Source organism: Parafrankia sp. BMG5.11, assembly GCF_004337455.1.
In genome coordinates this window covers 166,426-192,616 of record NZ_SJXI01000007.1, presented here as the reverse complement: position 1 = coordinate 192,616, position 26,191 = coordinate 166,426, and the positions used below count along the sequence as shown (strand labels likewise).

The 26,191-nt window shown below is 73.7% G+C and carries 20 protein-coding genes; 8 read left to right on the top strand and 12 right to left on the bottom strand.

The annotated features are described in order from the left end of the window. Positions 1–18: 18 nt before the first annotated feature. The 3 genes from E0504_RS05885 to E0504_RS05875 all read right to left on the bottom strand — a co-directional run bounded on the left by E0504_RS05885 (position 19) and on the right by E0504_RS05875 (position 2,700). Positions 19–450 (bottom strand): hypothetical protein, encoded by a 432-nt coding sequence (locus E0504_RS05885; RefSeq protein ID WP_373693872.1) that lies wholly within the window; start codon positions 448–450, stop codon positions 19–21. Positions 451–478: 28 nt separating this feature from the next. Then, positions 479–1,684, bottom strand: a complete 1,206-nt coding sequence (locus E0504_RS05880; protein WP_131622281.1) for a hypothetical protein — start codon at positions 1,682–1,684, stop codon at positions 479–481. A 353-nt stretch (positions 1,685–2,037) separates the two neighbouring features. Then, entirely contained in the window at positions 2,038–2,700 is a 663-nt protein-coding gene (locus tag E0504_RS05875) for an O-methyltransferase (RefSeq protein WP_020458528.1), read from the bottom strand. A 166-nt stretch (positions 2,701–2,866) separates the two neighbouring features. On the opposite strand from E0504_RS05875, the gene sigE reads away from it, so the two are divergent. Both sigE and E0504_RS05865 read left to right on the top strand, forming a co-directional pair. Then, on the top strand, positions 2,867–3,709 hold the full coding sequence (sigE, locus tag E0504_RS05870) for an RNA polymerase sigma factor SigE (protein ID WP_235013907.1): 843 nt from the start codon (positions 2,867–2,869) through the stop codon (positions 3,707–3,709). Next, a complete protein-coding gene (locus E0504_RS05865) occupies positions 3,706–4,509 on the top strand; it encodes an anti-sigma factor (protein ID WP_071059320.1) in 804 nt (267 codons plus the stop codon). Before sigE ends, E0504_RS05865 begins: the two co-directional genes overlap by 4 nt. Positions 4,510–5,757: 1,248 nt before the next feature. On the opposite strand, the gene E0504_RS05860 is transcribed toward E0504_RS05865, so the two are convergent. Continuing rightward, a complete protein-coding gene (locus tag E0504_RS05860) occupies positions 5,758–6,678 on the bottom strand; it encodes a hypothetical protein (protein WP_131622279.1) in 921 nt (306 codons plus the stop codon). On the opposite strand from E0504_RS05860, the gene E0504_RS05855 reads away from it, so the two are divergent. Together E0504_RS05855 and tatB are read left to right on the top strand one after the other, a co-directional pair. After that, positions 6,671–7,747, top strand: coding sequence for a S1C family serine protease (locus E0504_RS05855; protein WP_235013908.1), 1,077 nt, complete (start codon positions 6,671–6,673; stop codon positions 7,745–7,747). The genes E0504_RS05860 and E0504_RS05855 overlap by 8 nt on opposite strands. A gap of 235 nt (positions 7,748–7,982) precedes the next feature. After that, entirely contained in the window at positions 7,983–8,519 is a 537-nt protein-coding gene (gene tatB / locus E0504_RS05850) for a Sec-independent protein translocase protein TatB (RefSeq protein ID WP_041255473.1), read from the top strand. A gap of 310 nt (positions 8,520–8,829) precedes the next feature. On the opposite strand, the gene E0504_RS05845 is transcribed toward tatB, so the two are convergent. Continuing rightward, positions 8,830–9,972 (bottom strand): Mrp/NBP35 family ATP-binding protein, encoded by a 1,143-nt coding sequence (locus E0504_RS05845; RefSeq protein ID WP_071059322.1) that lies wholly within the window; start codon positions 9,970–9,972, stop codon positions 8,830–8,832. Between the two features lie 584 nt (positions 9,973–10,556). Between E0504_RS05845 and E0504_RS05840 the strand changes: the two genes are divergently transcribed. Continuing rightward, positions 10,557–11,030 (top strand): MarR family winged helix-turn-helix transcriptional regulator, encoded by a 474-nt coding sequence (locus E0504_RS05840; protein ID WP_071059323.1) that lies wholly within the window; start codon positions 10,557–10,559, stop codon positions 11,028–11,030. 49 nt (positions 11,031–11,079) lie between these two features. Here E0504_RS05840 and E0504_RS05835 read toward each other — a convergent pair whose 3' ends face one another. The 3 genes from E0504_RS05835 to E0504_RS05825 form a co-directional block, all read right to left on the bottom strand. Next, positions 11,080–11,928 (bottom strand): PHP domain-containing protein, encoded by an 849-nt coding sequence (locus tag E0504_RS05835; protein WP_112106017.1) that lies wholly within the window; start codon positions 11,926–11,928, stop codon positions 11,080–11,082. A gap of 138 nt (positions 11,929–12,066) precedes the next feature. After that, positions 12,067–12,459, bottom strand: a complete 393-nt coding sequence (locus E0504_RS05830) for a hypothetical protein (RefSeq protein WP_235013910.1) — start codon at positions 12,457–12,459, stop codon at positions 12,067–12,069. A 104-nt stretch (positions 12,460–12,563) separates the two neighbouring features. Continuing rightward, positions 12,564–15,227, bottom strand: a complete 2,664-nt coding sequence (locus E0504_RS05825; protein WP_131622277.1) for an AAA family ATPase — start codon at positions 15,225–15,227, stop codon at positions 12,564–12,566. 694 nt (positions 15,228–15,921) lie between these two features. Between E0504_RS05825 and E0504_RS05820 the strand changes: the two genes are divergently transcribed. Together E0504_RS05820 and E0504_RS05815 are read left to right on the top strand one after the other, a co-directional pair. Beyond that, a complete protein-coding gene (locus E0504_RS05820; RefSeq protein ID WP_112106248.1) occupies positions 15,922–17,550 on the top strand; it encodes an alkaline phosphatase in 1,629 nt (542 codons plus the stop codon). 210 nt (positions 17,551–17,760) lie between these two features. Then, positions 17,761–18,711 (top strand): diacylglycerol kinase family protein, encoded by a 951-nt coding sequence (locus E0504_RS05815; protein WP_020458539.1) that lies wholly within the window; start codon positions 17,761–17,763, stop codon positions 18,709–18,711. Between the two features lie 40 nt (positions 18,712–18,751). On the opposite strand, the gene ctaD is transcribed toward E0504_RS05815, so the two are convergent. From ctaD to gabT, 3 genes are all read right to left on the bottom strand, one after another. Continuing rightward, positions 18,752–20,437 (bottom strand): cytochrome c oxidase subunit I, encoded by a 1,686-nt coding sequence (gene ctaD / locus E0504_RS05810; protein WP_112106246.1) that lies wholly within the window; start codon positions 20,435–20,437, stop codon positions 18,752–18,754. A gap of 215 nt (positions 20,438–20,652) precedes the next feature. Continuing rightward, a complete protein-coding gene (locus E0504_RS05805; protein WP_071059329.1) occupies positions 20,653–21,282 on the bottom strand; it encodes a DUF6758 family protein in 630 nt (209 codons plus the stop codon). A 464-nt stretch (positions 21,283–21,746) separates the two neighbouring features. Beyond that, positions 21,747–23,222 (bottom strand): 4-aminobutyrate--2-oxoglutarate transaminase, encoded by a 1,476-nt coding sequence (gene gabT, locus E0504_RS05800; protein WP_131622275.1) that lies wholly within the window; start codon positions 23,220–23,222, stop codon positions 21,747–21,749. A gap of 414 nt (positions 23,223–23,636) precedes the next feature. On the opposite strand from gabT, the gene E0504_RS05795 reads away from it, so the two are divergent. Beyond that, entirely contained in the window at positions 23,637–25,394 is a 1,758-nt protein-coding gene (locus E0504_RS05795; protein WP_373693871.1) for an aldehyde dehydrogenase family protein, read from the top strand. Between the two features lie 54 nt (positions 25,395–25,448). Here the strand turns inward: E0504_RS05795 and E0504_RS05790 are convergent, their stop codons facing one another. Continuing rightward, positions 25,449–26,132 carry a suppressor of fused domain protein gene (locus E0504_RS05790; protein ID WP_112108117.1) on the bottom strand — a complete coding sequence of 228 codons (684 nt, stop codon included), beginning with the start codon at positions 26,130–26,132 and terminating at the stop codon, positions 25,449–25,451. Between the last annotated feature and the right edge of the window lie 59 nt (positions 26,133–26,191).

The following is a 26,191-nucleotide window of genomic DNA, read 5'->3' as shown; positions in this document are numbered from 1 at the left end:
CGGCGGGGGAGCGGGCCGTCAGCGTTCGGAGGGGCTGGCGGAGCCCAGTGCCGCGAGCTGGCGCCGGGCCCAGCTCAGGCTGTCCTTCTCCGGCATGACCGCGGGCCAGCCGGCGAGCGCGGCCTCGACGGCGTACCGGTCGGTGTCGGCGAGGACGTCCACGAGAAGCTCGTCCACGTCGGCCTGGTCCACGCGGAACTGATCGAGGTAGCGGGCCAGGATGCCGCCGGGGTGCGGCTCGCGCACCGAGTAGATCTCACCGGTGTCGACCACCCAGTTCAGCCGGTAGGTCGAGTGTTCGTCGTCCGCCGTGGTCCAGCCGTCCCCGAATGTGATCTCCTCGGACGCCCGGCGGCGGGGATCGGCGTCGTAGAACTCGCGGATGTTCATGCCGTACGCCTCCCCCTCCAGGGCACCCACGCAAACGTCGACCGAGCCGTCGCCGGCCACGCGCCGGACACCGCGACGCCAGGACGCACTAGGACGGCTGCCCGGGCTGCGACGGCTGCCCGGCAACCGCGGCGAGGGCGGTCTCGTACCCGGCAGCCATCTCCTCCGGAAGGATCAGCGAGAGCCGCAGCACGATCGTCCCGCGCACGTAGGTGTACTCCTTGGAGAGGTCACCACCGGCGGGTGCGCGCAGGGCGGCGCCGCGGCCCGCGGCGGAGGCGGGATCGACGAAGACCTCGATGGCACCGCCGCGCTCGATGGCGTCCGCCGGCGCGCCCGCGATCTCGCTGGCGCTGATGCGTTCGTCGGTGAAGGCGAGCCGGCTGGAGTACCCGCCGGGACGTCCCAGGAGGCGGTCGGGGTCGTTCTGCGCCGTGTAGACGACCGTCGTCCGTAGCGGCAGGCCCTGGTTGGCGAGCAGGATCGCGGCCTGCTCGGCTGTCGGCCCCGTGCCCTGCCCCGAGCCGCCGGCCGCAGGGTCGGTCGTGCTCGCGGGCTGCTCGCCGGTGGTCGGGCCCGCGGTGGGGGTACCCGACCCGCTGGTCACCCGGTTCAGCGTGTAGCCGGCCGCGCCGGAGAGCACCGCGATTCCGAGCAGGAACGCCACCCAGCCGAGCCAGTTCTCCCGGCGCGGCGGCGGTGGTGGCTGCGGCGGTGCGGGCGGCCGCTGCGCGAAGCCGCCCGCGGCCGGAAACCCCGGCCGCGCGCCGTGGCCGCCGGGGTGTCGGTCGCGGCCCGGATGGGTGGCACGCAGGGCATCATCGGATCGGTCGGGGTAGCCGGGGCGGGCGGGTCCGCCGGATCGGTCGGGGTAGCCGCTTCGGCCGGTCGGGTCGGTGCGACCGGCCCGATCAGCCCGACCGGACTGGCCGCGCTGCCGGGTGCCGTCGTTCCGCAGCCCGGGCCCGTCGGGACCGGAATCGTCCCGGTACGAGCTGCCGGGCCGGTGCCCGGTGTCGTCGGGGCGAGAGGCGGGACGGCGCGGGCCGGAGCCGGAGCCGGGGTACCCGGGGTCGCGATAGTCGCGGTCGTCGTAGCCCGCGTCGTGATGGCCAGGGTCGTGGCGGCCGGGATCGTGGCGGCCGGAGTCGCGGTGCTCAGGGTTCGGATACCCGGGGCCGCGGAACTCGGGATCGTCGTACCCGGCACCGTCATACCCGGCACCGTCGTAGTCGGCATCGTGGTACGCGGAGCCGCGGTAGCCGAAGTCGTCGTCGAAACGACGACGATCCACCTCACTCCGCGCCACGTCACTCCGCACGACGTCCACTCCCGGCCTCGACCGTCACCGAACGGCTCGCGCCGGTCGGCGTGGCGGCACCCCGCGCTCGTCGCGTCGGGATGCCGTACCGCCGGGTGTTCTGGGCCGCGCAGGTCTACTTCGGACGTCCCCCTTGGACGCCCGGAGCGGCCTGGCGGCCATCGCTCGGCCAGTGCTCGTCGGCACGCGGGTCGTCCGGTTGGGCAGGATCCGTGTGGGCAGGGACTGGGACGCGCTGCCGACGGCACGGGCGTAGCGCCCGGCCCACAGAGACTAATCGGTAATACCGGTCTAATGCACCGATCCCGGTGCCGTCGGCGGGGCGATCAGCCGACGGGGGAGGACTTCGCCACGACCGCCACCAGCAGACCGTCCCCGGTCGTGAGCAGCATCTGGGTGAGGCGAACGTCGTCCCGGACGGCGGTCGCCAGCTCCCGGACGGCCACGGAATCCTGGACGCGGGTGGCCGGGTCGCCGGTCTGCCCGCCCGCGAGGATTCCGGTGAACGCCACGATCCCGCCGGGACGGAGCAGGCGGAGCGCCTGGGTCAGGTACTCGGTGCTCTCCCGCCGGTCGGCGTCGCAGAACACCAGGTCGTAGGCGCCGTCGGTGAGCCGGGGAAGCACCTCGAGGGCCCGCCCGGTGATCAGCCGGGAGCGGCCGGGGGCCATCCCGGCGTCGGCGTAGATGCGGCGGGCGAGCCGCAGGTGCTCGGCCTCGACGTCGATCGTGGTCAGGGTTCCGTCAGGACGCATCCCGCGGAGGAGCCACGTTCCGGACACACCGGTACCCGTGCCGATCTCGACGACTGCGCGGGCGCCGACGGATGCGGCGAGGAAGCGGAGCACCGCCCCGGCGCCGGGGCTGACCGGGGCGATCCCGACCTCCTCGGCGCGGGCGCGGGCAGCACGAAGAACGGGGTCTTCCACGAGGAAGCCCTCGGCGTAGGCGACGGCAGATTCCCGTGCGGCGATGTCGATGTCCGGCATGACATCCGCAGCCTACGGGAACGGGAGACAAGACAGGAACGTTCGTCTTGTCAGTGCGCCCGTGTCGACTGGGTCGAGGGGAGAAACATCGGTGTCCGCAGCGGGATTCGCCGCTCCCTGGCCGGCGCGTCGGGTACGTTCGTCGCGAACCGACCGAGAGGCGGCTGTGGCGGCGCAGGAGCTCGGGGCTGGTTCGGCCGTCCCCGACGCGGCCGCCACCCCAGAAGTAGCTGGTTGGGTGCCTCCGTCCTGGGAGGACGTGGTCAGGGAGCACGGCAACCGGGTGTACCGCCTTGCCTATCGCCTGACGGGCAACGCGCACGACGCCGAGGACCTCACCCAGGACGTCTTCGTCCGGGTGTTCCGCTCGCTGGCCGACTACACCCCCGGCACCTTCGAGGGGTGGCTGCACCGCATCACGACCAACCTGTTCCTGGACCGGATGCGCCGCCAGCAGAAGATCAGGTTTGACGCCCTGCCGGAGGACACCGAGCGCCTGGCCGGCCGTGAGGCGAGCCCGGAGGCCGTCTACGCCGAGAGCCATCTGGACGCCGACGTCGAGGCCGCTCTCGCCGCGCTGCCGCCGGACTTCCGTGCCGCGGTCGTGCTGTGCGACATCGAGCAGCTCTCCTACGAGGAGATCGCACAGACGCTCGGGGTCAAGCTCGGCACCGTCCGCAGCCGGATCTCCCGGGGGCGGGCGATGCTGCGCGCCGCGCTCGCCGACCGCGCCCCGCGCGGGATGGCGATGGCGGGCGACGACGGAGTCTCGAACGCCGCGGTGGGCCCGGCCACGGGGCCGTCCCCGGCCCAGGCGGAGACCAGCGGTTCCTGGGAACGGCCGCCGGTGGGCGCCACGAGTCCGGGTGAGAGCCAGCTCGCGGTCGACGCCGCCGCGGCCGAACCGGACAGGTCGGGGCGCCGTGGTCGCCGGACCGACCGCCGCCGAGGTCCGGTGAGCAGTGCCGTCGGAGCCGAGGGCGGTGCTCCTCGGGAGCGGCGGGCGTGAGCAGCCATCTCGGTGAGCGCCTCACCCCCCTGGTCGACGGGCAGCTCAGCCACGACGAGAGGGATCGCGCGCTGGCACACCTTGCGTGCTGCTCCGACTGTCAGGCGGAGGTAGCCGAGCAGCGCAGGCTCAAGGCCCGGCTCTCCGCCCTGGCGACTCCCACCCTCCCCAGCACGTTGACCTCGACCCTGCTCAGCCTCGGTGCTCGCGAGTACCAGGTCGCGCGGCCCGCGCCGCCCGCCCCGCGCAGGATGCCCGCGATGGCCAGCGGTTTCGTCGCAGAGGGATCCGCTCCGCGCAGGTCGGTCCGTCCGGCCGTCTCGCCGGCGCGCCAGGCGGGCCTGGTCCGCACCGGTCGCCCCGCTCGACCGGGCGGGTCGCCGTCCCGGCCAGGAGCCTCCGCGGGCCGATCAGCCTTGCTGGTCAAACGTCCACCGGGGGCCGCGTCGTCCCGGGTCCCGGCCGGGTCCGCTCGCCTCGCTTCCAGCTCACAGGGGTGCGGCGCGGCTCTGGCCGGTGCCGAGGTCGCCGTGCGCGCCGCCGGGCACGGCCGCCCGGCGATCACAACCCCCCGGCCGCGCCGGCACGGCCGGATGCGGCGGACGCTCGTCGGGTCGGCCGCGTTCATGCTCCTCGCGGTCAGCGGCGCGGCGCTCGCGGACGGGCGCGCGGCGCCCCGGCGGCCCGACCAGGGCTCGGTCCCCACGGTCGCGACCGTGATCCCGGCGAAGGCACCGGCGGCCGGTGTTCCCCGCTCGGTCCAGATGATCGCCTCGGTGTCCTTCCCGCGGCGTCCCTAGCTCCCGACAGCTCTCGACGGGCCCTCCTCGAGCCCTCCGTGGCGCCGCGATCGTTCCTCCGCGGCGCCATGAGTGATCATTTGATGGCCCGATCGGGCTAACGCGAAGGTCGTCCACCGGGCTTTTTCACTGCCGAAAAGGGCAGGTGGGTAACCGCAGAGTGCGTGAACGCGCCGACTCCCTCACGATGAGTGGTCTCGGCGGCCTGTGCCGGCGGATTTGGTGTCTGGTGGCCCTGCTGTGCCGCTCCGTGAACCTCTACCGTGTTGTCCGCTCGGTCTCGCGGGCCGCGGTGGTGCATGAGCCGCCGACGGTCCGCAGCGCCGCGAGCCGAGCACATCGGGGAGGGCATGTGGACACCACCGGCGACGACCAGACCACCGATGCCCGTCCTGGCACGGACAAGGCAAAAGCCCCGTCAGTGCCCGTGCCCGCACCCCGCTCGCGGGCGGCGGAGGGCACCGTCCCGTCGTCGGGAGGCGTGAGCCGACCGGTCCCGGCGTCCCTGCCGCTGCACGGGCCGGAGCGTCGCCCTGCGACGGAGCGTCGCCCCGGCCCCGAAGCCCGGGCGGACGCTCCGCGCCGCCCCGCGTCGGCGGCGGAACGGCCACCCTTCGTCGAGCCGGTCCGGGCCACCACACGCGGGAGCGCGCCGACCACAGGCCGCCCGTCCAGCACAGGCCGCCCGTCCAGCACGGGGAGCTCGTCCAGCACGGGGAGCTCGTCCACGACGGGTAACGCCGGGGCCACCGGCGGCACACGCGACGAGACGACCAGGCGCGTCGGCGGGGAACGGGACGGTGCCGGCCCACGGGGCCCGGCCGCTCGCGCGACATCCGGCCGGGAACCAGCCGATCGGGAGGCATCCAGCCGGGAGGCGCCCAGTCGGGCTACGGCCGCACGGGAGGCAGCCGCCGCGCCGAAGGGGCCGGCGGGCCGGCAGGGCGCCGTCCCCCCGGGGGCGTCGGATGGTGCCGCTGCCGCGAAGACTCCGCTCGTCCGGGAAGGCCGTGCCGCCCAGAACGGCTCGTCTTCTCAGAACGGTTCCGCTACCCGGGATGCTGCCGGGCGGAATGGCTCGTCCTCTCAGAACGGCGCCGCCAGCCGGGACGCCGCCGCGCGGACTGGCTCCGTGGGCCCCGAAAGCGTGGCCCGCACGCCGATCGCGTCGCCTACCGGGGATCCGGGTCGGCGTGACACCGCGTCCCGCGCGGGCGCGCCGGAGCGTGACGGTGGTGGGCGTGGCGTTCAGGGCACGGGCGCCGCTTCCGGCACGGGGCCCGCGCCAGGAGCGGGATCGGCCCCTGGCGCGCCGGCTGCCCGGGGAGGCTCCGATCCGGGCACCGCCGCGAAGGCGCGTGTGACGGCGCAGCCGCGGCCAGCGGTTGCGCGGGAGAGCTCGCGGCCTTCGGTTCCGCCACCGCAGGGCCCGCTGCCGTCGGCTTCGAGGGAGGCCGTCCCACGGGAGAGCAGCCGTGAGGCCGTCTCGCGGGAGGGCACCCGAGGGAGCGTCGCGCGGGAGGGCAGCCGGGAGGCGGTCTCGCGGGAGAGCGCTCGGGGGAGTGTTTCGCGGGAGAGCAGCCGTGAGGCCGTCTCGCGGGAGGGCACCCGAGGGAGCGTCGCGCGGGAGGGCAGCCGGGAGGCGGTCTCGCGGGAGAGCGCTCGGGGGAGTGTTTCGCGGGAGGGCAGCCGGGAGGCGGTCTCGCGGGAGACGGGTCGGGCACCGGTCTCGCGGGAGACCAGTCGTGAGGCCGTCTCCAGGGACGGTGCCCGGGGGAGCGTCGCGCGGGAGGGCAGCCGTGAGACGACCTCGCGGGACGCCGACCAGCGCGTTGCCGGCCGGCCGTTGGCCGACCCGCTGGTGGATCTGGTGGGGCCGCGGCGCGCCCCGCGCCCGCCCACGCCGCCGCCCTCGGAGCTTGCGCCATCCGGTAGGTCTGCGCCCTCCTCGGTCACGCCCGCCCCATCCGTACCAGCGACCTCGGCGGCTGGGACGTCGGGCGCCGGGAAATCGGCACCCGTCTCCGCAGCAGGGGGGGCGACGTCTGGTGCGTCCACGACCGATGCGGCCAGAGCAACGGCCGACGCGGCGAGAGCCGCGAGCGCGGCGACGCACCACCGCGCGGCCGCTCCGAAGATCCGCCACGGCCGGCGGGCGCTCGTGATCACTGCTGTGATCGCCGGACTGCTGGGGGGAGCGACCGGTGGGTGGGTGACGAGCCTGATGCTGGGTGACTCCGAGGGGACGTCGTCGCCGACGGCGTCCGCCGAGGCCGCGCCGACGGTCATCGACCCCGACTCGGTGGCCGGGGTTGTCGCGCGAGTGCTGCCGTCCGTTGTGACCATCGACGTGACGGCGGGGGCCGAGGGCGGGAACGGCTCCGGGGTGATCATTCGGTCTGAGGGCTACGTACTCACCAACAACCATGTCATCGCGCCGGCGGCGAACGCGGGTGGCCAGGTAATGATCACTATGAGTGATGGCGCCGAGCCCGTGCTCGCCGAGATCGTCGGACGGGACGCCTCTTCGGATCTTGCGGTGCTGCGCATCCCCGGGGCCTCCGGCCTGCCGGCGGCGACGCTGGGACGGTCCGGGTCGCTGGTCGCCGGCGCTCCGGTGATCGCGATCGGTGCGCCCTTCGGACTCTCGGGGACGGTCACCACGGGGATCGTCAGCGCGCTCGACCGGAACCCGACCGTGCCCGCCGAGGGCGGCGGGGCATCCGTGATCATCGGAGCGATCCAGATCGACGCGGCGATCAATCCCGGGAACTCCGGTGGCCCGCTGCTCGACGCCCGTGGCCAGGTCGTCGGCCTGAACACGGCGATCGCGACGGCGCCGGGCGGGCAGGCGCCGTCGGGCAGCGTCGGCGTCGGGTTCGCGATCCCCATCGACTACGCCGCGTCGGTGGCGGACGAGATCATCCGCACCGGGCGGGCGACCCACCCCTACACCGGAGTGTCGGCCGCCACGGTCACCGCCGCCGAGGCCCGGGCGCGCGGCACCACCCCGGGCGCGATCATCCGTGACGTCGAGCCGGCGGGCCCCGCGGCCGCGGCCGGGCTGCTGCCGGGCGACATCATCACCCGGGTCGACGACACGGTCGTCACCAGCACGAACGATCTCACCGCGGCCACCCGGCTGCACCACGTCGGCGACACGGTGACCGTGACCTTCCAGCGCAACGGAGTGGAGAGCACGGCGCGGGTGGTCCTCCAGGAACAGTCGCCCGGCTGATACCGCTCCGGCCGTGCCTGCCCCGGCCCCGTGCCTGCGCGGCGGGGCACGCGGTGGCACATCGGTGGGGTGGCCAGGCGCCTGGACGCAGGCCTGTCCCGGGGCGGAACCGCCTGGTCGGGTGCGCGCGCCCGGACGACGCGGCCGGCGGCCCAGGTCGCAGTGGCGCTCAGGACACCTGTTCGTCATGTTCGAGCCCTTCGCCGGCGGTGGCAGGCGGGGTACTCTGACCATTGTGTTCAACGGCGTCGGGTGGGGCGAGGTAGTCGTACTGCTCCTGATCGGGCTGTTCGTCTTCGGGCCCGATCGGCTGCCCAGGGCCGCCCGCGACGCGGGCCGGATGCTGCGCCAGTTCCGCCAGATGGCGAACGGCATGCGCAACGACCTGCGGTCCGAGCTGGGCCCCGAGCTGGCCGACCTCGACCTGCGGGACCTGCATCCCAAGACCTTCGTCCGTAAGCACCTCTTCGAGGGCGACGACGACTCGCTGTTCCCGGCCTACCCGGGCAAGCGCACCTCGTTCGACTCGCTGCTGGGTGAGGACGAGCCGCCGGCCACGCCCGCGCTGACCAAGGCCCACCTGCCGGCCGGCACCGAGAGCAGCACGGCGGCCAAGGCGGGCGCGAAGCCGGCGAACCGGCCGTCGCTGACCAAGCCGAGCCCGGCTGGCGGCACGGCTGTCGCGGCCAGCTCGCCGCCGCCCGCGCCCGCGCGTGTGGAGAGGGCCGAGTCGACGTCGACCCCGCCCCCGTTCGACCCCGACACGACCTGACATCCCAGGCGCCGGATGCGCCAGTCTCCGCAGGACCCCGCTGGTAACCGGCGGGGCCTTGCGCGTCCGCCCAGTTCGTGTCGCCGCGAAGGCCGTCCTGACGGGGTCGGGATGACCTGGGTATCCGTTTTGTCGAGAAAGCCGCCGAGCCCCTGCCCGGCGGCTTTCTCGTATCCGGTCCCCGGTCGCGTTCCCCGCGCGGCGGGCCTCCACCGCGCGGGGAACGTCTCGGTCCGGTCGGGTCGGCTTTGCTTCAGCCGAGCCGGCGTTGGTTCAGCCGGCCGGCATGCTCCCGCCCGCCGCAGAGCGTCTAGCGGCGGGCGGGGCTGATGTCCAGCGAGCGGCCGGACAGGCCGCGGGAGCGGAAGGTCAGCCGCTCGGCGACGGCGCGCAGCGCCTTCCCGGCCTCGGAGTCGGGGTCGGAGAGGACCAGCGGCTTGCCGGAGTCGCCGCCCTGCCGGAGGCGGACGTCCACCGGGACCTGGGCGAGCAGCGGCACCTCGTGGCCGAGCACCCTGGTCAGCCGCTCGGCGACGGCCGCGCCGCCGCCCTCGCCGAACACGTCGACGCGCTCGCCGCAGTGCGGGCACGGCATGTAGGCCATGTTCTCGACCACGCCGACGACGTTCTGGTGGGTCTGGACGGCGATCGTCCCGGCGCGCTCGGCGACCTCGGTCGCGGCGAGCTGGGGTGTGGTCACCAGTAGCAGCTCGGACGAGGGAACCAGCTGGGCCAGGGAGATCGCGATGTCCCCGGTGCCGGGCGGCAGGTCGAGGAGCAGGACGTCGAGGTCGCCCCAGAAGACGTCCGAGAGGAACTGCTCGAGGGCTCGGTGCAGCATCGGGCCGCGCCAGGTGACGGGCTGGTTGCCGCGGGTGAACATGCCGGTCGAGATGACCTTCACGCCGTGGGCCTGCGGTGGCATGATCATTTTTTCGACCTGCGTGGGTGCGCGGTCGATGCCCAGCATCCGGGGGACGGAGTGGCCGTAGATGTCCGCGTCGAGGACGCCGACGGCGAGCCCCGACCGGGCCATCGCGGCCGCCAGGTTGACGGTGACCGACGACTTGCCGACGCCGCCCTTGCCGCTGGCCACCCCGTAGACCCTGGTCATCGACCCGGGCTGCGCGAAGGGGATGACCCGCTGCGGGGTGCCGCCCCGCAGCTTCTCGTGCAGGGCCGTCCGCTGCTCGGCGGTCATCACCTCGAGGGTCACCCGTACGTCCCGGGCGCCGTCCACACCACTGACGGCGCGGGTGACCCGGGATGTGATCTCATCCCGCATCGGGCAGCCGGAGACGGTCAACAGGACGACCACATCGACAGATCCGTCGTCACGAACGTGGACCGAATCCACCATGTCCAGTTCGGTGATCGGCCGTCCGATCTCCGGGTCCAGCACGGTCGCGAGGGCGGACTGGATGGCGTCGGACGAAGGCAGGGCTGGTGGCAAGGGAAACCTCGGTCGCGGGTCGACATCCTCGGTCGTGGCCGACCTCGGATGTGGCATAGCGGGGGGGCTGTGACATTGCGGGGGCTCGGGGTGCCGGACCGTGCTCGACGGGTCCGGCGCAGTCGTGTTCGGGATCGGCCCGCCGGGGTGTGTACCGCCGGGACGGGCGAGTGGACGGGTCACGTTGCGCAGATCGCGTGTAGGTCGTGTACCGGGTGCGACCTCGTTCCACGATAGCCCGCGCATGGGCGGCTGGGCCGGCCCGGCAGTGGGGGGCGGAACACGGTGGGGCAGGCGGTGCCCGGCGTGCGGGAATGCGGGGACCCGGGTGGCACGTTCGGCCGGGCGCATGGGTACAGCCGGGCACAGTGGTGCGGTCGGCCCTTGACGGCGCCTGAGATCCGGGCGGGACCGTACCGACTCGTCGTACTCTGATCCACGTGGGGCGGGAGAATTCGACCGTGGCCGAGCAGAAGGTGGCCGAACCCGGGAGATCCGAGTCCGGGAGATCCGAGCCCGGGCGGGCCCAGTCCGAGCCGGCTGGGTCTGGGCCGGCTGGATCCGGGCTGGCCGAGCCGAGATGGATGGTGGACGCCCGCGGCATGCGAGCCTGGCGGCAGCTCCTGCGGGCGCACGCGCACGCCACGCGGCTCCTGGAAGCCGAGCTCGAGGCCGCGCACCAGCTCCCGCTCGCCTCCTACGACGTCCTCGTGCAGCTTGCCGAGGCACCTGGGTACCAGCTCCGGATGAGCGAGCTGGCGCAGAAGGTGCTGCTGTCCCGCAGTGGGCTGACCCGGCTGGTCGACCGCCTGGAGCGAGAGGGCCTGGTGGAACGCCGCTCCTGCCCGTCGGACGCCCGCGGCACGCTGGCGACGCTCACCGACGCGGGGCTGAAGCGGCTGAGGGACGCCTCGGGAACCCACCTCCGAGGTGTGGCGCGGCACGTTCTCGACCATTTCACCCCGCAGGAGCAGGATCTCCTCGGGGATCTGCTGAGCCGGCTCGGCGGTCCCGAACCCACGCCCGCGCCCGGCACCGGCTGCGGCTCCGGCGTCTGACCGCCCGCCGCCCCGCGGTGGACGGCCGCCGGCCCCGTCGCCGGGTTCGCTAAGCCCGGATCGGGCTGGACCCGCTGGCCTTCGCGACCAGCGCCTCGTAGCTGTCCCTGGATGTCGTCTCCGACCCGAGGTCCCGCCGATCGCGGTCGCCGTGGAAGTCGCTCGAGCCGGTGGTCACCAGACCGAGATCGGCGGCGATCTCCCGCAGCCGGGCCCGGGCCCACGGTGTGTGATCCGGGTGGTCCACCTCGACGCCGGTCAGCCCGTCCCGGGCCATGGCGGCGATGATGTCGGGCCCGACGGTCTCGCCGCGGGAGGTGGCGAACGGGTGCGCGAACACACTCACACCCCCGGCGTCCCGGATCAGCCGCAGCGTCTCGTGGACGTCCGGCTGGATCTTCTCGACCCAGAAGCGCCCACCCGCGCCGATCCACTCGCGGCTGAACGCGCTGTTCACGTCGGGTACCAGTCCCGCCTCCACCAGCGCGGCCGCCACGTGTGGACGTCCGACGGTGCCCCGGGCCAGCTCCTGGACCCGCTCCCAGCGCACCGGGTGACCGGCCGCGGCGAGCCGCTCCACCATCCGGCGGGCGTGCGTGGCCCGCTCCTCCCGCAGCCGGGCCCGGACGGCGGCGAACCGGGGCTCGGCCCGGTCGAACAGGTAGGCCAGGACGTGCATCGAGATCTGGTGCCCGTTCACCGCGACCCGGCAGGAGATCTCCGCACCGGGCACCAGCGTCATACCGGCAGGTAGCGCCGCCGCGGCCCGGTCGATCCCGCCGGTGGTGTCGTGGTCGGTCAGCGCGAGCACCTCGAGGCCCGTCGCGGCGGCGAGCCGGACGAGCTCCGCCGGGCTGACCGACCCGTCCGACGCGGTCGAATGGGTGTGCAGGTCGATTCCGGAGGACGGGCCGGGGACCAGGCCGGACGTCGGGCCGGGACCGGCGGTCGGGGCGGGACCAGAGGCCGGGGCGGGACCAGAGGCCGGGGCGGGAGTTGTGGGCAGCGCGACCTCCTTGAGCCGATCCGACCCACACTATCCGCCCGTCCGGCCACCCTCCGCCGGCGTGACGGCCTGTGCGCGCCCCGCCATCAGCCTGGGCAGGAGCGAGCAGAGGTCCTGGTGCCAGCGGCGCAGCTCGGCGGCGGTGGGAGCCAGCTCGTAGGCATGCTGATGGCCGGCCCGGGACAGCGCGTACCAGGCGGCGCCGGCCTCGTCCGCGGCACCCGGATCGGTGAAACTCGGCAGCACCAGCAGCTGGGCCCGCATCGAGAGCCGGACGAGCTCCGGCCGGCCGTGCGCCCGCCACACCTCGTCGACGGCCTGCTCCACGGCGAGCCGCAGCAGCCAGGCGCACAGCCGCGGCCACGACCCGTCCGCCGCCGGGGTCTCCCGCCGTAGTAGGCGGTCGGCCTCGGCGAGCGCCACCGCGGGGTCCAGCCGCAGGTCCGGCGACGGCGACGGCGACTGCGGCGGCGAAGGCGACCGCGAAGGCGAAGGCGACCGCGGCGACGCCGGCCGCCGGCCGCGGGTCAATCCAGGGTCCGGATGTGGTCCGTGAGCCGGCCGGTGTCGCGGACCAGGCTCAGCAGGTTGCCGTCGTACCCGACGTGCACGCCGTCCCGGACGGCCCGGAACGTGTCGGCGGCCCACGGCGCGTGGCCGTCGAGGCGGCGCAGGACGCCGCGGGCCCGGCGCGCGTCGTCGAACAGGGCCAGGGCGGCCTTCTCGCTCACCGAGTGCGCCGCCGCGAGCGCCGCCTCGACCTCGGCGTGGCGCGCCCCCGCACCGAGCCGGCGCCGCCGGACCACCTCGTTGCACGCCGTCTCCACCGCCGAGCGGCACATCGCCGGGACGAGCATCATCGCCAGGTCGCGGGGCAGGTCACCGGTCCGGGCAAGCGCCCGCGCGTCCGCGAGATGGCGCCCGACCGGATCGAGGTTCCCGCGCAGCCGCACCAGCGACCCCTCGCGACGGACCACGTCGAGCACCGTCGCCGGCAGCCGCAGCCGGCGCACCGCGTCGGCCAGCCGATCATCATGGGTGAGGACGACGACCTGCCGAGTCTCGGCAACCTGGGCGAGTACGCGGGCCAGCCCGTCGACCTTCGCCGGGTCCATCGACTGCACCGGGTCGTCGACGACGAGGAAACGGAACGGGCTCGCGTCGCTGGTCGCGCGGGGCAGGAACAGCGCCAGCCCCAGCGCGTGCAGCTCGCCCTGGCTCATCACGCCGAGCGCGGCGCCGTCCACCCCGTCGACGGTGACGTCGAGGTCGACACGCCGCTGGTTGGCACTGCCGGTGAGGCGCACCGGGCCCAGGTCGACGTTGCTCTCCTGGCGCAGCATCGACCAGATCTGGGCCGACCGCTGCGCGAAGGGCCGCATCCGCTCGTCCCGCAGCCGCTGGGTCGCCTCCCGCAGCCAGTCAAGAGCCTGTCGGACGTCGGCCAGCGCGTCGGCGTCGGCATCGACCGCCCGCGCCGCCCCGACCCAGGCGGTGACCCGGGCAGCGAGCGGACGCCAGTCGGCGTCGGCGCGGTCGAGCTCGTCGCGGGCGGCCGCCCGCAGGGCCTCGACCGCCCGCAGCAGCGGAGGGTGGGCGGACTCCAGCCCGTCCGCGACGGCCAGCGGGTCGGAGTCGTCGCGCAGCCGTGCCCACCGGCGCCAGGCCATGCCCGCGGCCGCGGCCAGCGCGGCCAGCACGTCCGTGCTCCCATCGGCGGTCAGCGGCCCGGAGGGAGCCAGGGGCACGGAGGGAGCCAGCGGCTCAGGGGTGGTCAGCGGCTCGGGGGCGGGTGCGAGCAGCAGCGCGACGTCGGCCAGCGCGGCGGCGAGGCCGGCGTGCACGACCAGCACGGCCGCGGCCCGCTCCCGCTGGCGGGTGACCTCCGCCCGTGTCGCGTGCCACCACCGCTCGTCGAGCCGCCCGACCCCGCAGACCGGGCACGGCCGGCTCCCGCTCCCACCCCGGCCCCGATCGCCGTCCTCGGGACCCTCAGATGACGGACCACCCGCGTGGACGGCGTTCTGGTGCTCGTGGTGGTCGAGTGCGGCGGCCAGCAGGTCGGTGAGGCGGGCCGCGTCGCCGGCCGCCGTCGCCGCCAGCCTCGTCTCCTCGGTCGCGAGCGCGCGCAGCCGCACGGCGAGCTCCCGGACGTCGGACTCCGCCGGCACCCGCAGCCCCAGCAGTTCCCGCAGCACCGCCGGCTCCCGCAGCAACGTCGGCTCCCGCGGTGCCGTCGGCTTCGCGGGTGGCGCGGTGCTCGGCGCCGGCAGGCCCGCCGCGACGGCCCAGGCTCGGTCGAGATCGGGACGTGCGGCGTCCCGCAACGCGTCGGCGGCCTCGACTGCCCGCGGGTCCGTGCTGCGCCGCAGCGCCGCGAGCAGGGCGGTGTGCTCCTCCCGCGAGCGGCGCGCGGCCTCGGTGAACCGGCTGCGCGCCGAGCTCAGGCGCCGCGCCGTGTCGACCATCTCGTCCAGCCCGAGGATCGCGTGCAGCGCATCGAACATCGCGCTGGGACGTCCGCCGAGGAGATCGCCCAGTTCGGCGTAGGACAGGAACGGCCGGTAGGTGGACAGAGCCCAGTCCCACCCGGACGGTGACCACGCCCCGCCGTCCGAGGCGCGGATCTCGCCGGCGCCCTCGTCCAGACCGGCGCCCTCCGGCCAGGTCCGGGTGACGGTGACCGGCCCGGGTCGACCCTCCACCGTGCAGGTGATCTCGACCCGCGCGGGCCCGGTGCTGTGCAGATTGCGCCAGCCGCCGCGCCAGACGGCCGCCCGCCGTGACCAGCGGCGGGTGTCGCCTGTCAGCGCGATCTCGGCGGCCTCCGCGAAGCTGGACTTGCCCGAGCCGTTACGTCCCGTGACGAGAGTCAGACCCGGCCCGGGCCGGAGGGGGAGCACCGCGAGCGGCCCGATCCCACGGAACCCATGTACGCCGATCGACTCCAGGTGGACGGCCGGCCCGCCGGCGGTGCTGGGCCTGCCGGTCGTGCTGGGCCCGCCGGTGGTGCGTGCCTCGTTCGTGGTGGGCGGCTCGCCGGGACCGGCGGTTCCGCGTCGCCGGGCCAACTCCGCGGAGAGCGGGACGTCGCCGTCCAGGGCGGCCAGGAGCAGGTCACGGACCCGCGCCGGCAGGATGTCCTGTGCCATCTGCACGGCGAGCAGGTCGAGTACCGAGTCGGGGGCCATCCTGTTCTTCCGGTCGGGAACGGGCGGGGCGAAATGTTAGACCCTGTGTGACTGGACCGATCGGGCCGGTCGTCTCAACAGATCGCTTCGGAAGGATCATCCGAGTTTCCGCCCTCGCCGCCGACCACCTCCTGACCCCCCATGCCCCCATGGGCCACCCGAAATGCCCAATTCATACCCTTCTGTGCAACGCGACACAAGCTGTTATGCGCGCTGGCTCCCGCCGCCGGGCGATGTGTGGCGGGTGAGTGAGTCCTGGCTGTCACTCAACCGCCGCGGTTCCTCGGCTGCCGTGCATAGCGGCCGGGCTGGCGCGAATACTTATCGCTTCCGGCCCCTCCGGCCCCTCCGGCCCCGCCTCCGGCGCTGGCGCTGGGGGCGGGGGCGGGGCTCCGCGCGGACCGCCTGCCCGAGGGGGAGGCCACCACGAATCACAGTTGATCGCGGTGTCCCGCGGAACACCCGAGCCCCCGCGGGCCGTGGTCACCACAAACCACAGTCGACCGCGAGGCTCCGCGGAACACCCGAACCGGACATGACACACCGCGCAGTAGATCAATCTTCGCGAAACTGGCTGTAAGCGTTTATCTGCCAGATCGACCGGAATGGTCTGCCGATCGTCGCCCCCCGTTCACCCCACTGTGGTGTGATCAGGGCCGTGACGCGGGACGAATACTCACCCGTGCCCGCGCCCATGCGGCCGGGCCGGCGGGCGGTGCTCCTCGGCGGGATCGGCGGCCTGGCCGCGGCGGTCGTCGGCGGCTGCGGCGGTGGTTCCGGGCCGGCGCCGTCCCCCGCGCCGACCCTGCGCGCGCCGACCCCCATCCCGGGGATCCGCGACGGGGTCTTCTCACTCGGCGTGGCCAGCGGCGACCCGCTGCCCGACGGGGTGATCCTCTGGACGCGGCTGGCGCCGGAACCGATGGCCGGTGGGGGCATGCCCAGGCGCGACGTCGAGGTCGACTGGCAGGTCGCCCGGGACGAGAAGTTCGCGGACGTCGTCCGTGCCGGCACCCAGCTCGCCACGACGTCCTTCGCCCATTCGGTCCATGTGGACGTCCGCGGCCTGGAGCCCGGGCGGGACTACTACTACCGGTTCCGGGCGGGCGACGTCCTCAGCCCGGTCGGGCGGACCCGTACCGCGGCCGCGCCGGGTTCGCCCGGCGGTGAGCTGTCCTTCGCGCTCGCGAGCTGCCAGGACTTCCAGAACGGCTACTGGCCCGCCTTCGACGCGATCGCCGGCGACCGCCCGGACCTCGTCCTGCACGTCGGGGACTACATCTACGAGTACGACCCCGACAGCAGGTACCCCGACCGCCGGCACACCACCCCCGAGAAGCCGGGGCTCGACCAGCTCCAGACCCTCGCCGACTACCGCAACCGCTACGCGCAGTACAAGTCCGACCCCGCGCTGCAGGCCGCTCACCACGTGGCCCCCTGGGTCGTCGCGTGGGACGACCACGAGGCCGAGAACAACTACGCCGGCCTGGTCGACGAGAGCGGCGACACCGGCCCCCGGCACCAGGACCCGCAGGTCTTCGCCCGGCAGCGGGCCGCGGCCTACCAGGCGTACTACGAGCACATGCCGATCCGCGCCGAGCTCGACCCGGGCTCGCCGGACCTGCGGATCTACCGTCGTCTCACCTTCGGCGACCTGCTGACGCTCAACGTGATGGACACCCGCCAGTACCGGACCCCGCAGCCCGGGTCACCGCCGGACGGGATCGGCGCCGTCCGGCTGGGCGACGACAACACCGCCGGGACCATGTCCGGCACCGCCCAGGAGGCCTGGCTCGTCGACGGCCTGCGCACCTCCCGGTCGCGCTGGAACGTCATCGCCCAGCAGACGATGGCCGCCCAGCTGCACGGCCAGCTGCCCGGTTCCGAGGTGCTCACCAACCTCGACCAGAACGACGGTTACGTGCCCTACCGGACGCGCCTGCTCTCGGCCGTGCGCGACACCCGGGTCGCCAACCCGGTGCTGCTCGCCGGGGACATCCACTGCGCCTGGGTGAACGACCTGCGGGTCGACTTCGACCGCCCGGAGACCCCGGTGATCGCGACCGAGTTCGTCTGTACGTCCATCAGCTCGGGCTTCTTCCTCGTCAGCGAGGATTTCGTCCGGGAGAACAACGCGCGGCTCAACCCGCACGTGCGCTATTTCCGCGGTGACCTCCGGGGCTACACCCGCGTCACCGTGACACCCGACGAGTGGCGCGCCGACATGCGGGTCGTCGAGACGATCGCGAAGCGGGACGCCCCCGCGTCGACCGACGCGACCTGGGTCGTCGAGGCCGGGAGGCCCGGCGCGCAGGAGGCCTGAGCCTGCACCGGCGACGAACAGCGGCTTTTGAAGGTCAGGCGCCAGGTCCGGCACCGGGGGTCCGGCACCGGGGTCCGGTACCGGACCTGGCGCCGGGGCGGCGCCAGCTGGCCGCCACGGATCAGCCGGGGCCGGCGGTGGGGTCGCGGACGGCTGGTGGCCGTAGGCTTTGCCGCGGCCGGCAGGGCGTCGGCGGGGAGGGAACGACGGATGACCGAGCCGGGCACGGCCAGCAGCAGCACCGCAGCGCGGGCCGAGGTGCCCGACGCGGCGGTGGACCGTTCGAGGCTCACCGTCGTGGTCAACCCGAAGGCTGGCGGCGGCCGGGCGGCGAAGGTCCTCGACGGCGTCCGCGCGGCGCTCGCCCGCTGGGCCGAGGACGTCTCCGTCGAGACGACGAAAAGCCTCGAGCACGCCGAGGAACTAGCCCGCTCGGCCGTCGCGGCGGGACGGGTGACCGTCGCGCTGGGTGGTGACGGCCTGGTCGGCAGGGTGGCGGGCGCCGTCGCCCGGTCGGGCGGCGTGCTCGCGGTGCTGCCCGGCGGCCGGGGCAACGACTTCGCGCGAGGACTGGGCATCCCGCGCGATCCGGCACTCGCCGCGACCGCGCTCGTCGCGGCCGTGGAGCGCAGGGTGGACCTGCCGGAGGCGAACGGGGTGCCGTTCGTCGGGATCGCCAGCCTCGGGTTCGACTCCGACGTCCAGGTGATCGCGAACCGGACGACCTGGCTGTCCGGCCAGAGCGTCTACACCTACGCGGCGTTGCGCGGGGTGGCGGCCTGGAAGCCGGCCCGGTTCACCGTGACCATCGACGGCGAGCCGCCACTGGAGCACGTCGGGTGGACGGTCGGCGCGGCGAACGGTCCGTACTACGGCGGCGGGATGAAGTTCGCCCCGGACGCCGACATCGCCGACGGCCGGTTGGAGATCGTCCTGGTCGCGCGCACCGGGCGGTTCACCTTCCTTCGGTTGTTCCCGCGTATCTTCTCCGGCCGGCACGTCGAGGTCCCCTACGTCCAGGTGCGGCGGGGCGAGCGGCTCGTCGTGGACGCGGACCGCCCGTTCCAGGTCTACGCGGACGGCGACCCGATCGCCGACCTCCCGGCCGAGATCGTCGTCCGGCCCGGGGCCCTGCGCCTGCTCACGCCGCCCCAGGCCTGACCTGCCCTGACCGTGCCCGCGGGCGGCCGGCGGGCGAGGGCTAGCGCAGTTCGGGGGTGGCGTGGTAGTCGGTGACGCCGGCGACCTCCGGGTAGTGCAGGTCGAAGGCGGGGCGCTCGGAGCGGATGCGCGGCAGCTGGTGGAAGTTGTGCCGGGGCGGCGGGGAGGACGTCGCCCACTCGAGGGAGTTCCCGTACCCCCACGGGTCGTCGACGACGGCGAGCCGGCCGCGGCGGTAGGAATTCCACACGTTGTACATGAACGGCAGTGTCGAGACCCCGAGCAGGAAGCTGCCGGCGGTCGATACCGTGTTCAACGTGGTGAATCCGTCGCCCGGCCCGTAGTCGGCGTACCGCCTGGGCATTCCCTGCATGCCCAGGTAGTGCTGCACCAGGAACGTCAGGTGGAAGCCCAGGAAGACGGTCCAGAAGTGGATCTTTCCGAGCCGGTCGTCCATCATCCGGCCGGTCAGCTTGGGGAACCAGAAGTACGTGCCGGCGAACGCCGCGAAGACGACCGTCCCGAACACCACGTAGTGGAAGTGGGCGACCACGAAGTAGCTGTCGCTGACGTGGAAGTCGATCGGCGGGCTCGCGAGCATCACCCCGGTCAGCCCACCGAGGAGGAACGTCACGAGGAACCCGAGGCAGAACATCATCGGGGTCTCGAAGCTCAGATTTCCCCGCCACATCGTCCCGATCCAGTTGAAGAACTTGATACCGGTCGGGACGGCGATCAGGAACGACATCACGGCGAAGAAGGGCAGCAGTACCGCGCCGGTGACGAACATGTGGTGTGCCCAGACCACGATCGACAGGGCGCCGATGGCGATGGTGGCGAACACCAGGCCCTTGTAGCCGAAGACCGGTTTCCGGGAGAAGACCGGGATGATTTCGCTGATGATGCCGAAGAACGGCAGGGCGATGATGTAGACCTCGGGATGCCCGAAGAACCAGAACAGGTGCTGCCAGAGGATGGCGCCGCCGTTCTCCGAGTCGAACACGTGGGCGCCGAAGCGCCGGTCGGCCTCCAGCGACAGCAGGGCCCCAGCCAGCACCGGGAACGCGACGATCACCAGCACGGACGTCACGAGGAACGTCCAGCAGAAGATCGGCAGGCGGAACATCGTCATACCGGGGCCGCGCAGGGTGAGTATCGTGGTGATCATGTTGACCGCGCCGAGGATCGTCCCGAGCCCGGAGACGACGAGGCCCAGGATCCACATGTCCGCCCCGACCGACGGGCTGAACGTCTTGTTGTTCAGTGGGGCGTAGGCGAACCAGCCGAAGTCCGCGGCGCCGTCCGGGGTGAGGAAGCCGGCGACGACCATCAGCCCGCCGAACAGGAAGAACCAGTACGAAAGGGCGTTGAGCCGGGGGAAAGCGACGTCCGGCGACCCGATCTGCAACGGTACGAGGAAGTTCGCGAAGGCGAACGCCAGCGGCGTCGCGAACATCAGCAGCATGAGCGTGCCGTGCAGGGTGAAAAGCTGGTTGTACTGCTCGTTCGAGAAGTACTGCAGACCCGGCCGTGCCAGCTCGGCACGCATCATCATGGCCAGGATCCCGGCGAGGACGAAGAACCCGAACGACGTCACCGTGTACAGGACGGCGATATCCTTGTGCGAGGTGGTGCGAAGATATCCCAGCATGTTCGTGCGTGGCCGGGAGTGTCCGGCTTCCGCGTGTTCGACGGCGTGGCCGGACGGCTCGCGCAGAATAGTCACTCCGGCTCCCGGTTCTGACCTGTCGAACGGGCGGGAGCCAGAATCGTAGCGCGATGAAAGGCGCCGCATGCTCGATTTCGAGGCCAGCACCGGCCGATGTCGCTTCCGCGCTCCGACTCCCCGACTCGCCGGCGTCGGACCCGGATTCCAGACGCCCTGCTGCCCGGCGCCCCGGCACGTCACGGGCAACGGCCTGCCGGGGCGTCGGCGCGAGGTCAGCGGATCGACAGGTGCGAGCCCGCCGCGCCGAACAGCAACTGGTCGACCAGCCGCGGATCGTCCCGCAGGTCCTCCATGACGAGGTGCTCGAGCAGCAGCAGCGCCGCGTCCGCCGGCCACAGCACGCACCACAGCCAGACGCCCAGCGCCTCCCCGACGAACGCCGCCCGATCGGGTGGTGCGGCAATGGGCCAGAGCGCCGTCGGGTGCCCCGCCGCCTCGATCTTGGCCTCGGGCACCTCGTCGAGGCGCTCCGGGTCCGGCACCACCAGCCCGGCCAGCCGGCTGCCCAGGCCCACCCGCGGTGTCTCGGCCACCAGCACCATCTCGGCCGGCCCGCCAACCGGCGACGGCCCGCTCGCGGCGAACGCGGTCGCGTGCGGGCCGGTCCGCTCGTCACCCGCCCAGCCCACGCCGCTCACAAACCAGTGGACCGGCATCGGGGACGGCAGCCAGACCGGCACCTGGCTGGTCCGCCCCAGGTTCCGCAGCACCTGCTCCCGCGAGGACCGCGCCTCGTGGAACGGTTCGACATCGCCGTGCGACTCACACCGCCACCTGTCACTCCACAGGTCCGGCGGCGCCAGGCCGCCGAGGCAGGCCGGGCACACCGGCGGGGTGGTCACCGCCCGCCGCCGGGCGACGTGGGGCCGGGCGACCCCCCGTCCCCGGGCGGCCCGTCCCCGGAGGACCTCTCCCTGAGCGACCCGTTCCCGACTGACTCGTTCCTGGGGGACCTGTTCCTGAGCGATCCGTTGCCGGGGATCTTCCTGGGGGATCTCCCGGGGGGCCCTTCCAGGGGTGACCCCTTCCCGGGCGATTCGGTCTCCTGGCGACCGATGGTGCGAGCTACGACATTGGGAGCCACAGTCATCCTCCGCCTCCACGTGCGGCTGGTGGACGATTGATGCCCAGCCAGCCCTGTTCTGATGCTTGGCCCACGGGACTTGTCCACCTCGGTGGCAGATGTCGGTCGACCCGCCCAGGCGATGGGCGGGGACGTCGCGCCAGGCCGTGACACAGCAGTCGCCGCCGGCATCCCGGCGACCGGCCGGCATCCGACGCCCGTCAGGCCACCTGCGGGGGGATGTCAGTGGGTCGGCGGCAGACTGTCGGGCTGGGGCTGGGGCTGGGGCTGGAGTCGGGGGCGGGGGCGGTGCCTGGCGATGTCGGCGAAGACCTCGTCCAGGATGTCCAGGCCCTCGAGGAGGAGGTTGTCGGGGATCACGAGTGGGGGCAGCAGGCGCAGCACGTTGCCCCAGGTGCCCGCGGTGAGCAGGACGAGCCCGCGGCGGTGGGCCTCTGCCGCGGCGGCCACCGTCACCATCCGGTCGGGCGCGGGCGCGGGCGCGGGCTGGTTGGGTGGCGTTCCCTCGGTCGGGTCGGCGACGAGTTCGAGGGCGAGCATGGCGCCGCGGCCGCGGACGTCCCCGATGAACGGGTAGCGGTCGCGTAGGGCGAGCAGACGGGGCATCGCGATCCGCTCGATGTGGCGGGCGCGGGCGGTGAGGTCCCCGCGCTCGATGGTGGCGATCGCGCCGAGCGCGGCGGCGCAGGCGACCGGGTTGCCGCCGTAGGTCCCGCCGAGGCCGCCGACGTGGGGTGAGTCCATGATTCCCGCGCGTCCGGTGACCGCGGCGAGCGGCAGGCCGCCGGCGATGCCCTTCGCGGTGACGATCAGATCCGGAACGATGCCCTCGTGCTCGCAGGCGAACATGTCGCCGGTGCGGGCGAAGCCCGTCTGCACCTCGTCGGCGACGAACACGATCCCGGTCTGCGCGCAGAACTCGGCCAGTCGGGTCAGGAAGCCGGTGCCGGGGACGATGAAGCCGCCCTCGCCCTGGATCGGTTCGATGACGAGCGCGGCGACGTTCTCCGCGCCGATCTCCGTGGCGATCGTCTCCACCACCTGGGCCGCGGCCTGTTCGCCGCATGCGGCGGGGCCGCCCGGCCAGCGGTAGGGGTAGGCCATCGGCATCCGGTAGATCTCCGGGGCGAACGGCCCGAAGTGGTGCTTGTAGGGCATCGACTTCGCGGTCAGTGCCATCGTCAGGTTCGTCCGGCCGTGGTAGGCGTGCGCGAACGCCACGACGGCGGACCGTCCGGTGTGGGCCCGGGCGATTTTCACCGCGTTCTCGACCGCCTCGGCGCCCGAGTTGAACAGGGCGGACCGTTTCTCGTGCCGGCCCGGGGTGAGCCGGGCGAGCTCCTCGCACACGGTGACGTAGCCCTCGTAGGGAGTCACCATGAAACAGGTGTGGGTGAAGAGCCCGGCCTGCTCGCGCACGTTCTCCACGACAGCGTCGGCGGCGTTGCCGACGCTCACCACCGCGATGCCGGAACCGAAGTCGATCAGCGAGTTCCCGTCGACGTCCACCAGCACGCCACCGCCGGCCGCCGCGACGTAGACGGGCAGGGTTTCGCCGACCCCGCGGGCCACCGCCTGGGACCGGCGTTTCGCCAGCTCCACCGAGCGCGGCCCGGGTATCGCGGTGACCAGCCGGCGGACCTGCGGCAGTCCGGGCCCGCCCCGCGGGGGCAGCTGAGCCTGGCCGGTCTCACTCATGATCTCTCCCGCCCCGATCCGTCGCTGTCCGCGGTTCGCCTGAGCGCTGGCCCCGACAACACACGCCCCGCTGGCGGGACGCAAACCGGCGCGCCCGGCGACGCCCGGCGACGCCCGTCCGACCGGTTCGCGCCGGGCCGCCGGGGCCACCGGACGGATACGGAACGCCTGGTTGTCTCAGCGTGGGGTTACGGCGCGTCGTCGGTGAGGTCCCGAATGAGTGGCGGTGTTCCCGTCGTGGACACTTGTTGTTCTGTGGGTTAGGGCAGGGCGGGGCATCCGCGCGTCCGCGTCCGGTTCGGCCGCGCGAGGGCCGGGAGGGGTCACGATGATTCCGCTGATCACGCGGGACGGGCGCCGGGCCGGGAGGACGCCCGGGAGGTCCACCGCCGTCGGTGAGGAGAAGGTGGTCCTGTGATCGACGACGGCCGTCCGGGGTGGTCCGGCGCGGGCGCCGGCACCAGCGCGGGAACGGCGACCAACGCCGCCACGAGCGCCGGTCCCGGCACGAGCGCCGGCTCCGGCACGAGCGCGAGTGCCGGTGTCAGCCCTGCCACAAGCGTCAGCATCGCCACGGATGCCAGCGGCACGAGTGCCAGCGCCGGTACGGGCACCGGGCCGCGGATCGTCGGTCCGCCGGCCCCGGCCACGGGTATCCGGGTCGCCGCCAGGGCTTCGGGCCCGGCTCCGGGCGGCGGCGGCTCCGGCGGGGGCTCGGGCGGTGGGGACGGGGTGTCGGCGACGCGGTTCTGGGTGGCGGGTCAGCGGCGCTCGGCGGCGGAGGCGTTCGAGGTCCGCAGCCCGTTCGACGGGCGGCTGGTCGGCACGGTCGCCCGGCCGGATGACGTCGACGTCGAGGACGCGCTGGTCGCAGCCGTCCGCGCGGCGCCCGTCTGCGCCGCGCTTCCCGCCCATGTCAGAGCCGGTGCGCTCAGCAGCGTGTCGCGCGCGATCGCCCGGCGCGGGGACGAGATCGCCAGCCTGATCACCAGCGAGTCCGGCAAGCCGCTCACCTGGGCGCGGGCCGAGGTGGCGCGGGCGTCCTCGACCTTCCGGTGGGGTGCCGAGGAGGCCAGGCGCTTCGCCGGCGACCTCGACCGGCTCGACACCGACCCGACCGGTGAGGGGCGGATCGCGTTGACCAGGCGATTTCCGATCGGACCGGTGCTGGGCATCACGCCGTTCAACTTTCCGCTCAACCTGGTCGCGCACAAGGTGGCGCCCGCGATCGCTGCGGGCGCGCCGATCCTGGTGAAGCCCGCGCCACGCACGCCGCTGTCCGCGTTGCTGCTCGGTGAGCTGCTCGCCGACACGGATCTGCCCGAGGGCGCCTGGTCGGTGCTGCCGGTCGCGGACGACCGGATGCCCGCCCTGGTCGCCGACCCACGGCTGCCGGTGGTGTCCTTCACCGGGTCGGGCCAGGTCGGCTGGGCGATCCGGGACGCCGTCCCGCGCAAGCACGTCGTGCTCGAACTGGGCGGGAACGCGGCGGTACTGATCGCTGCGGACTACTCCAGCCCCGCCGATCTGCGCCATGCCGCCCGCCGGATCGCGCTGTTCTCGAACTATCAGGCGGGCCAGTCCTGCGTGGCCGTGCAGCGGGTGTTCGTCGACCGCTCGCTGTTCGGTCGGGCCCGCGAGGAGATCGTGACGGCCGTCCTCGAGCTGCGTGGCGGGGATCCGGCCGACCCCGCCACCGACGTCGGCCCGCTGATCGACACCGCCGCGGCGGAGCGGGTCGCGGCCTGGGTTGCGGAGGCCGTCGCCCGCGGCGCGACTGTGCTGTGCGGGGGAACCCGGCAGGGGACGGCGTTCGCGCCCACCGTGCTCACCGGGGTACCGCGGGACGCGGCGGTGGTACGCGAGGAGGTGTTCGGCCCCGTACTGGTACTCGAGCCGGTCGACGGCCTCGACGACGGCCTCGCCCGCGTCAACGACAGCTCCTACGGTCTGCAGGCCGGCGTGTTCACCCACGATCTCGCCACGGCCTTCCGGGCCCACCGCACCCTGGCCGTCGGCGGCGTGATCATCGGGGACGTCCCGTCGTACCGCGCCGACCAGATGCCCTACGGCGGGGTGAAGGGCTCCGGGCTCGGCCGGGAGGGCGTCAGCTCGGCGATGGCCGACCTCACCGTCGAACGGGTGATGGTGCTGGCCGGCGTCGAGCTCTGAGGCACCCGGCCGCCGAGGCACCCGGCCGCCCGAGGTACCCGGCCGCCGCGGAGCTCAGCCCAGGCCGACCTCGGCGCGGTCGGGGTCCCGGAGGTCCGTGCCGGCGTCCAGCCAGCGCTGTCGCATCGCCGTCGCGCCGTGCACGCGCTTGTAGGCGGCCTCGTTGGGGGTCATCGGGAACAGCGGCAGGAAGCGGACGGGCGCCGGCGCGCTCGCCGCTCGGGCGGCGTCCCCGGCCGCGAGCTCCAGGTCGGGAACCAGCCCGCCCGGCTCACCGATCAGGACGGCGGTGAACCGCGCACCGTCCCACAGCGGTTCGCCGAGATCGAGCCCGGCGCCGGCGATCATCGGACGTCCCTCGACGACCGGCACCGCGGCCAGCACGGCGAGCACCCGGGCCGTGCCCTCACGGTGCCCGCGCAGCGAGAGGACGAGCTCGGCCCGCGGGCCGGCCGGGTCACGCACGGTGGCCTCCGGCGGCGTCATCGGCTCGCGGGCCATCCCGAGGGTCACATAGCGGACGACGCCGTCGGGGTCGGGGCCGAAGCGGAGGATCTCGATCGGGTCGGTGCCGAGGAAGGTGACTCCGGCCCGCCCGGTGTCCGGGCCGAACCAGCCGGTCAGGTGGTGTTCGACGCGCCGCAGCACCTCGTCGGGTCCGACGTCCACCGGGCTGTCATGTACAGGATCGTCGTGCACCGGATCGTCGTCGTGGGTGGGATCGTCGGTTGCGCTCATAGCGGTCGATCGTAGGATCGCCACGCCGCGGCAGTTCGTTGTGACGGCGGATGGGAGGG

Bases quoted from the DNA above. Each gene is read 5' to 3' on its own strand.
- E0504_RS05840 (WP_071059323.1), top strand. From the start codon at position 10,557: ATGGTGGACGCCCGCGGCATGCGAGCCTGGCGGCAGCTCCTGCGGGCG.
- E0504_RS05790 (WP_112108117.1), bottom strand. From the start codon at position 26,132: ATGAGCGCAACCGACGATCCCACCCACGACGACGATCCGGTGCACGAC.
- E0504_RS05815 (WP_020458539.1), top strand. From the start codon at position 17,761: ATGACCGAGCCGGGCACGGCCAGCAGCAGCACCGCAGCGCGGGCCGAG.
- E0504_RS05875 (WP_020458528.1), bottom strand. From the start codon at position 2,700: ATGCCGGACATCGACATCGCCGCACGGGAATCTGCCGTCGCCTACGCC.
- E0504_RS05825 (WP_131622277.1), bottom strand. From the start codon at position 15,227: ATGGCCCCCGACTCGGTACTCGACCTGCTCGCCGTGCAGATGGCACAG.
- E0504_RS05820 (WP_112106248.1), top strand. From the start codon at position 15,922: ATGCGGCCGGGCCGGCGGGCGGTGCTCCTCGGCGGGATCGGCGGCCTG.
- gabT (WP_131622275.1), bottom strand. From the start codon at position 23,222: ATGAGTGAGACCGGCCAGGCTCAGCTGCCCCCGCGGGGCGGGCCCGGA.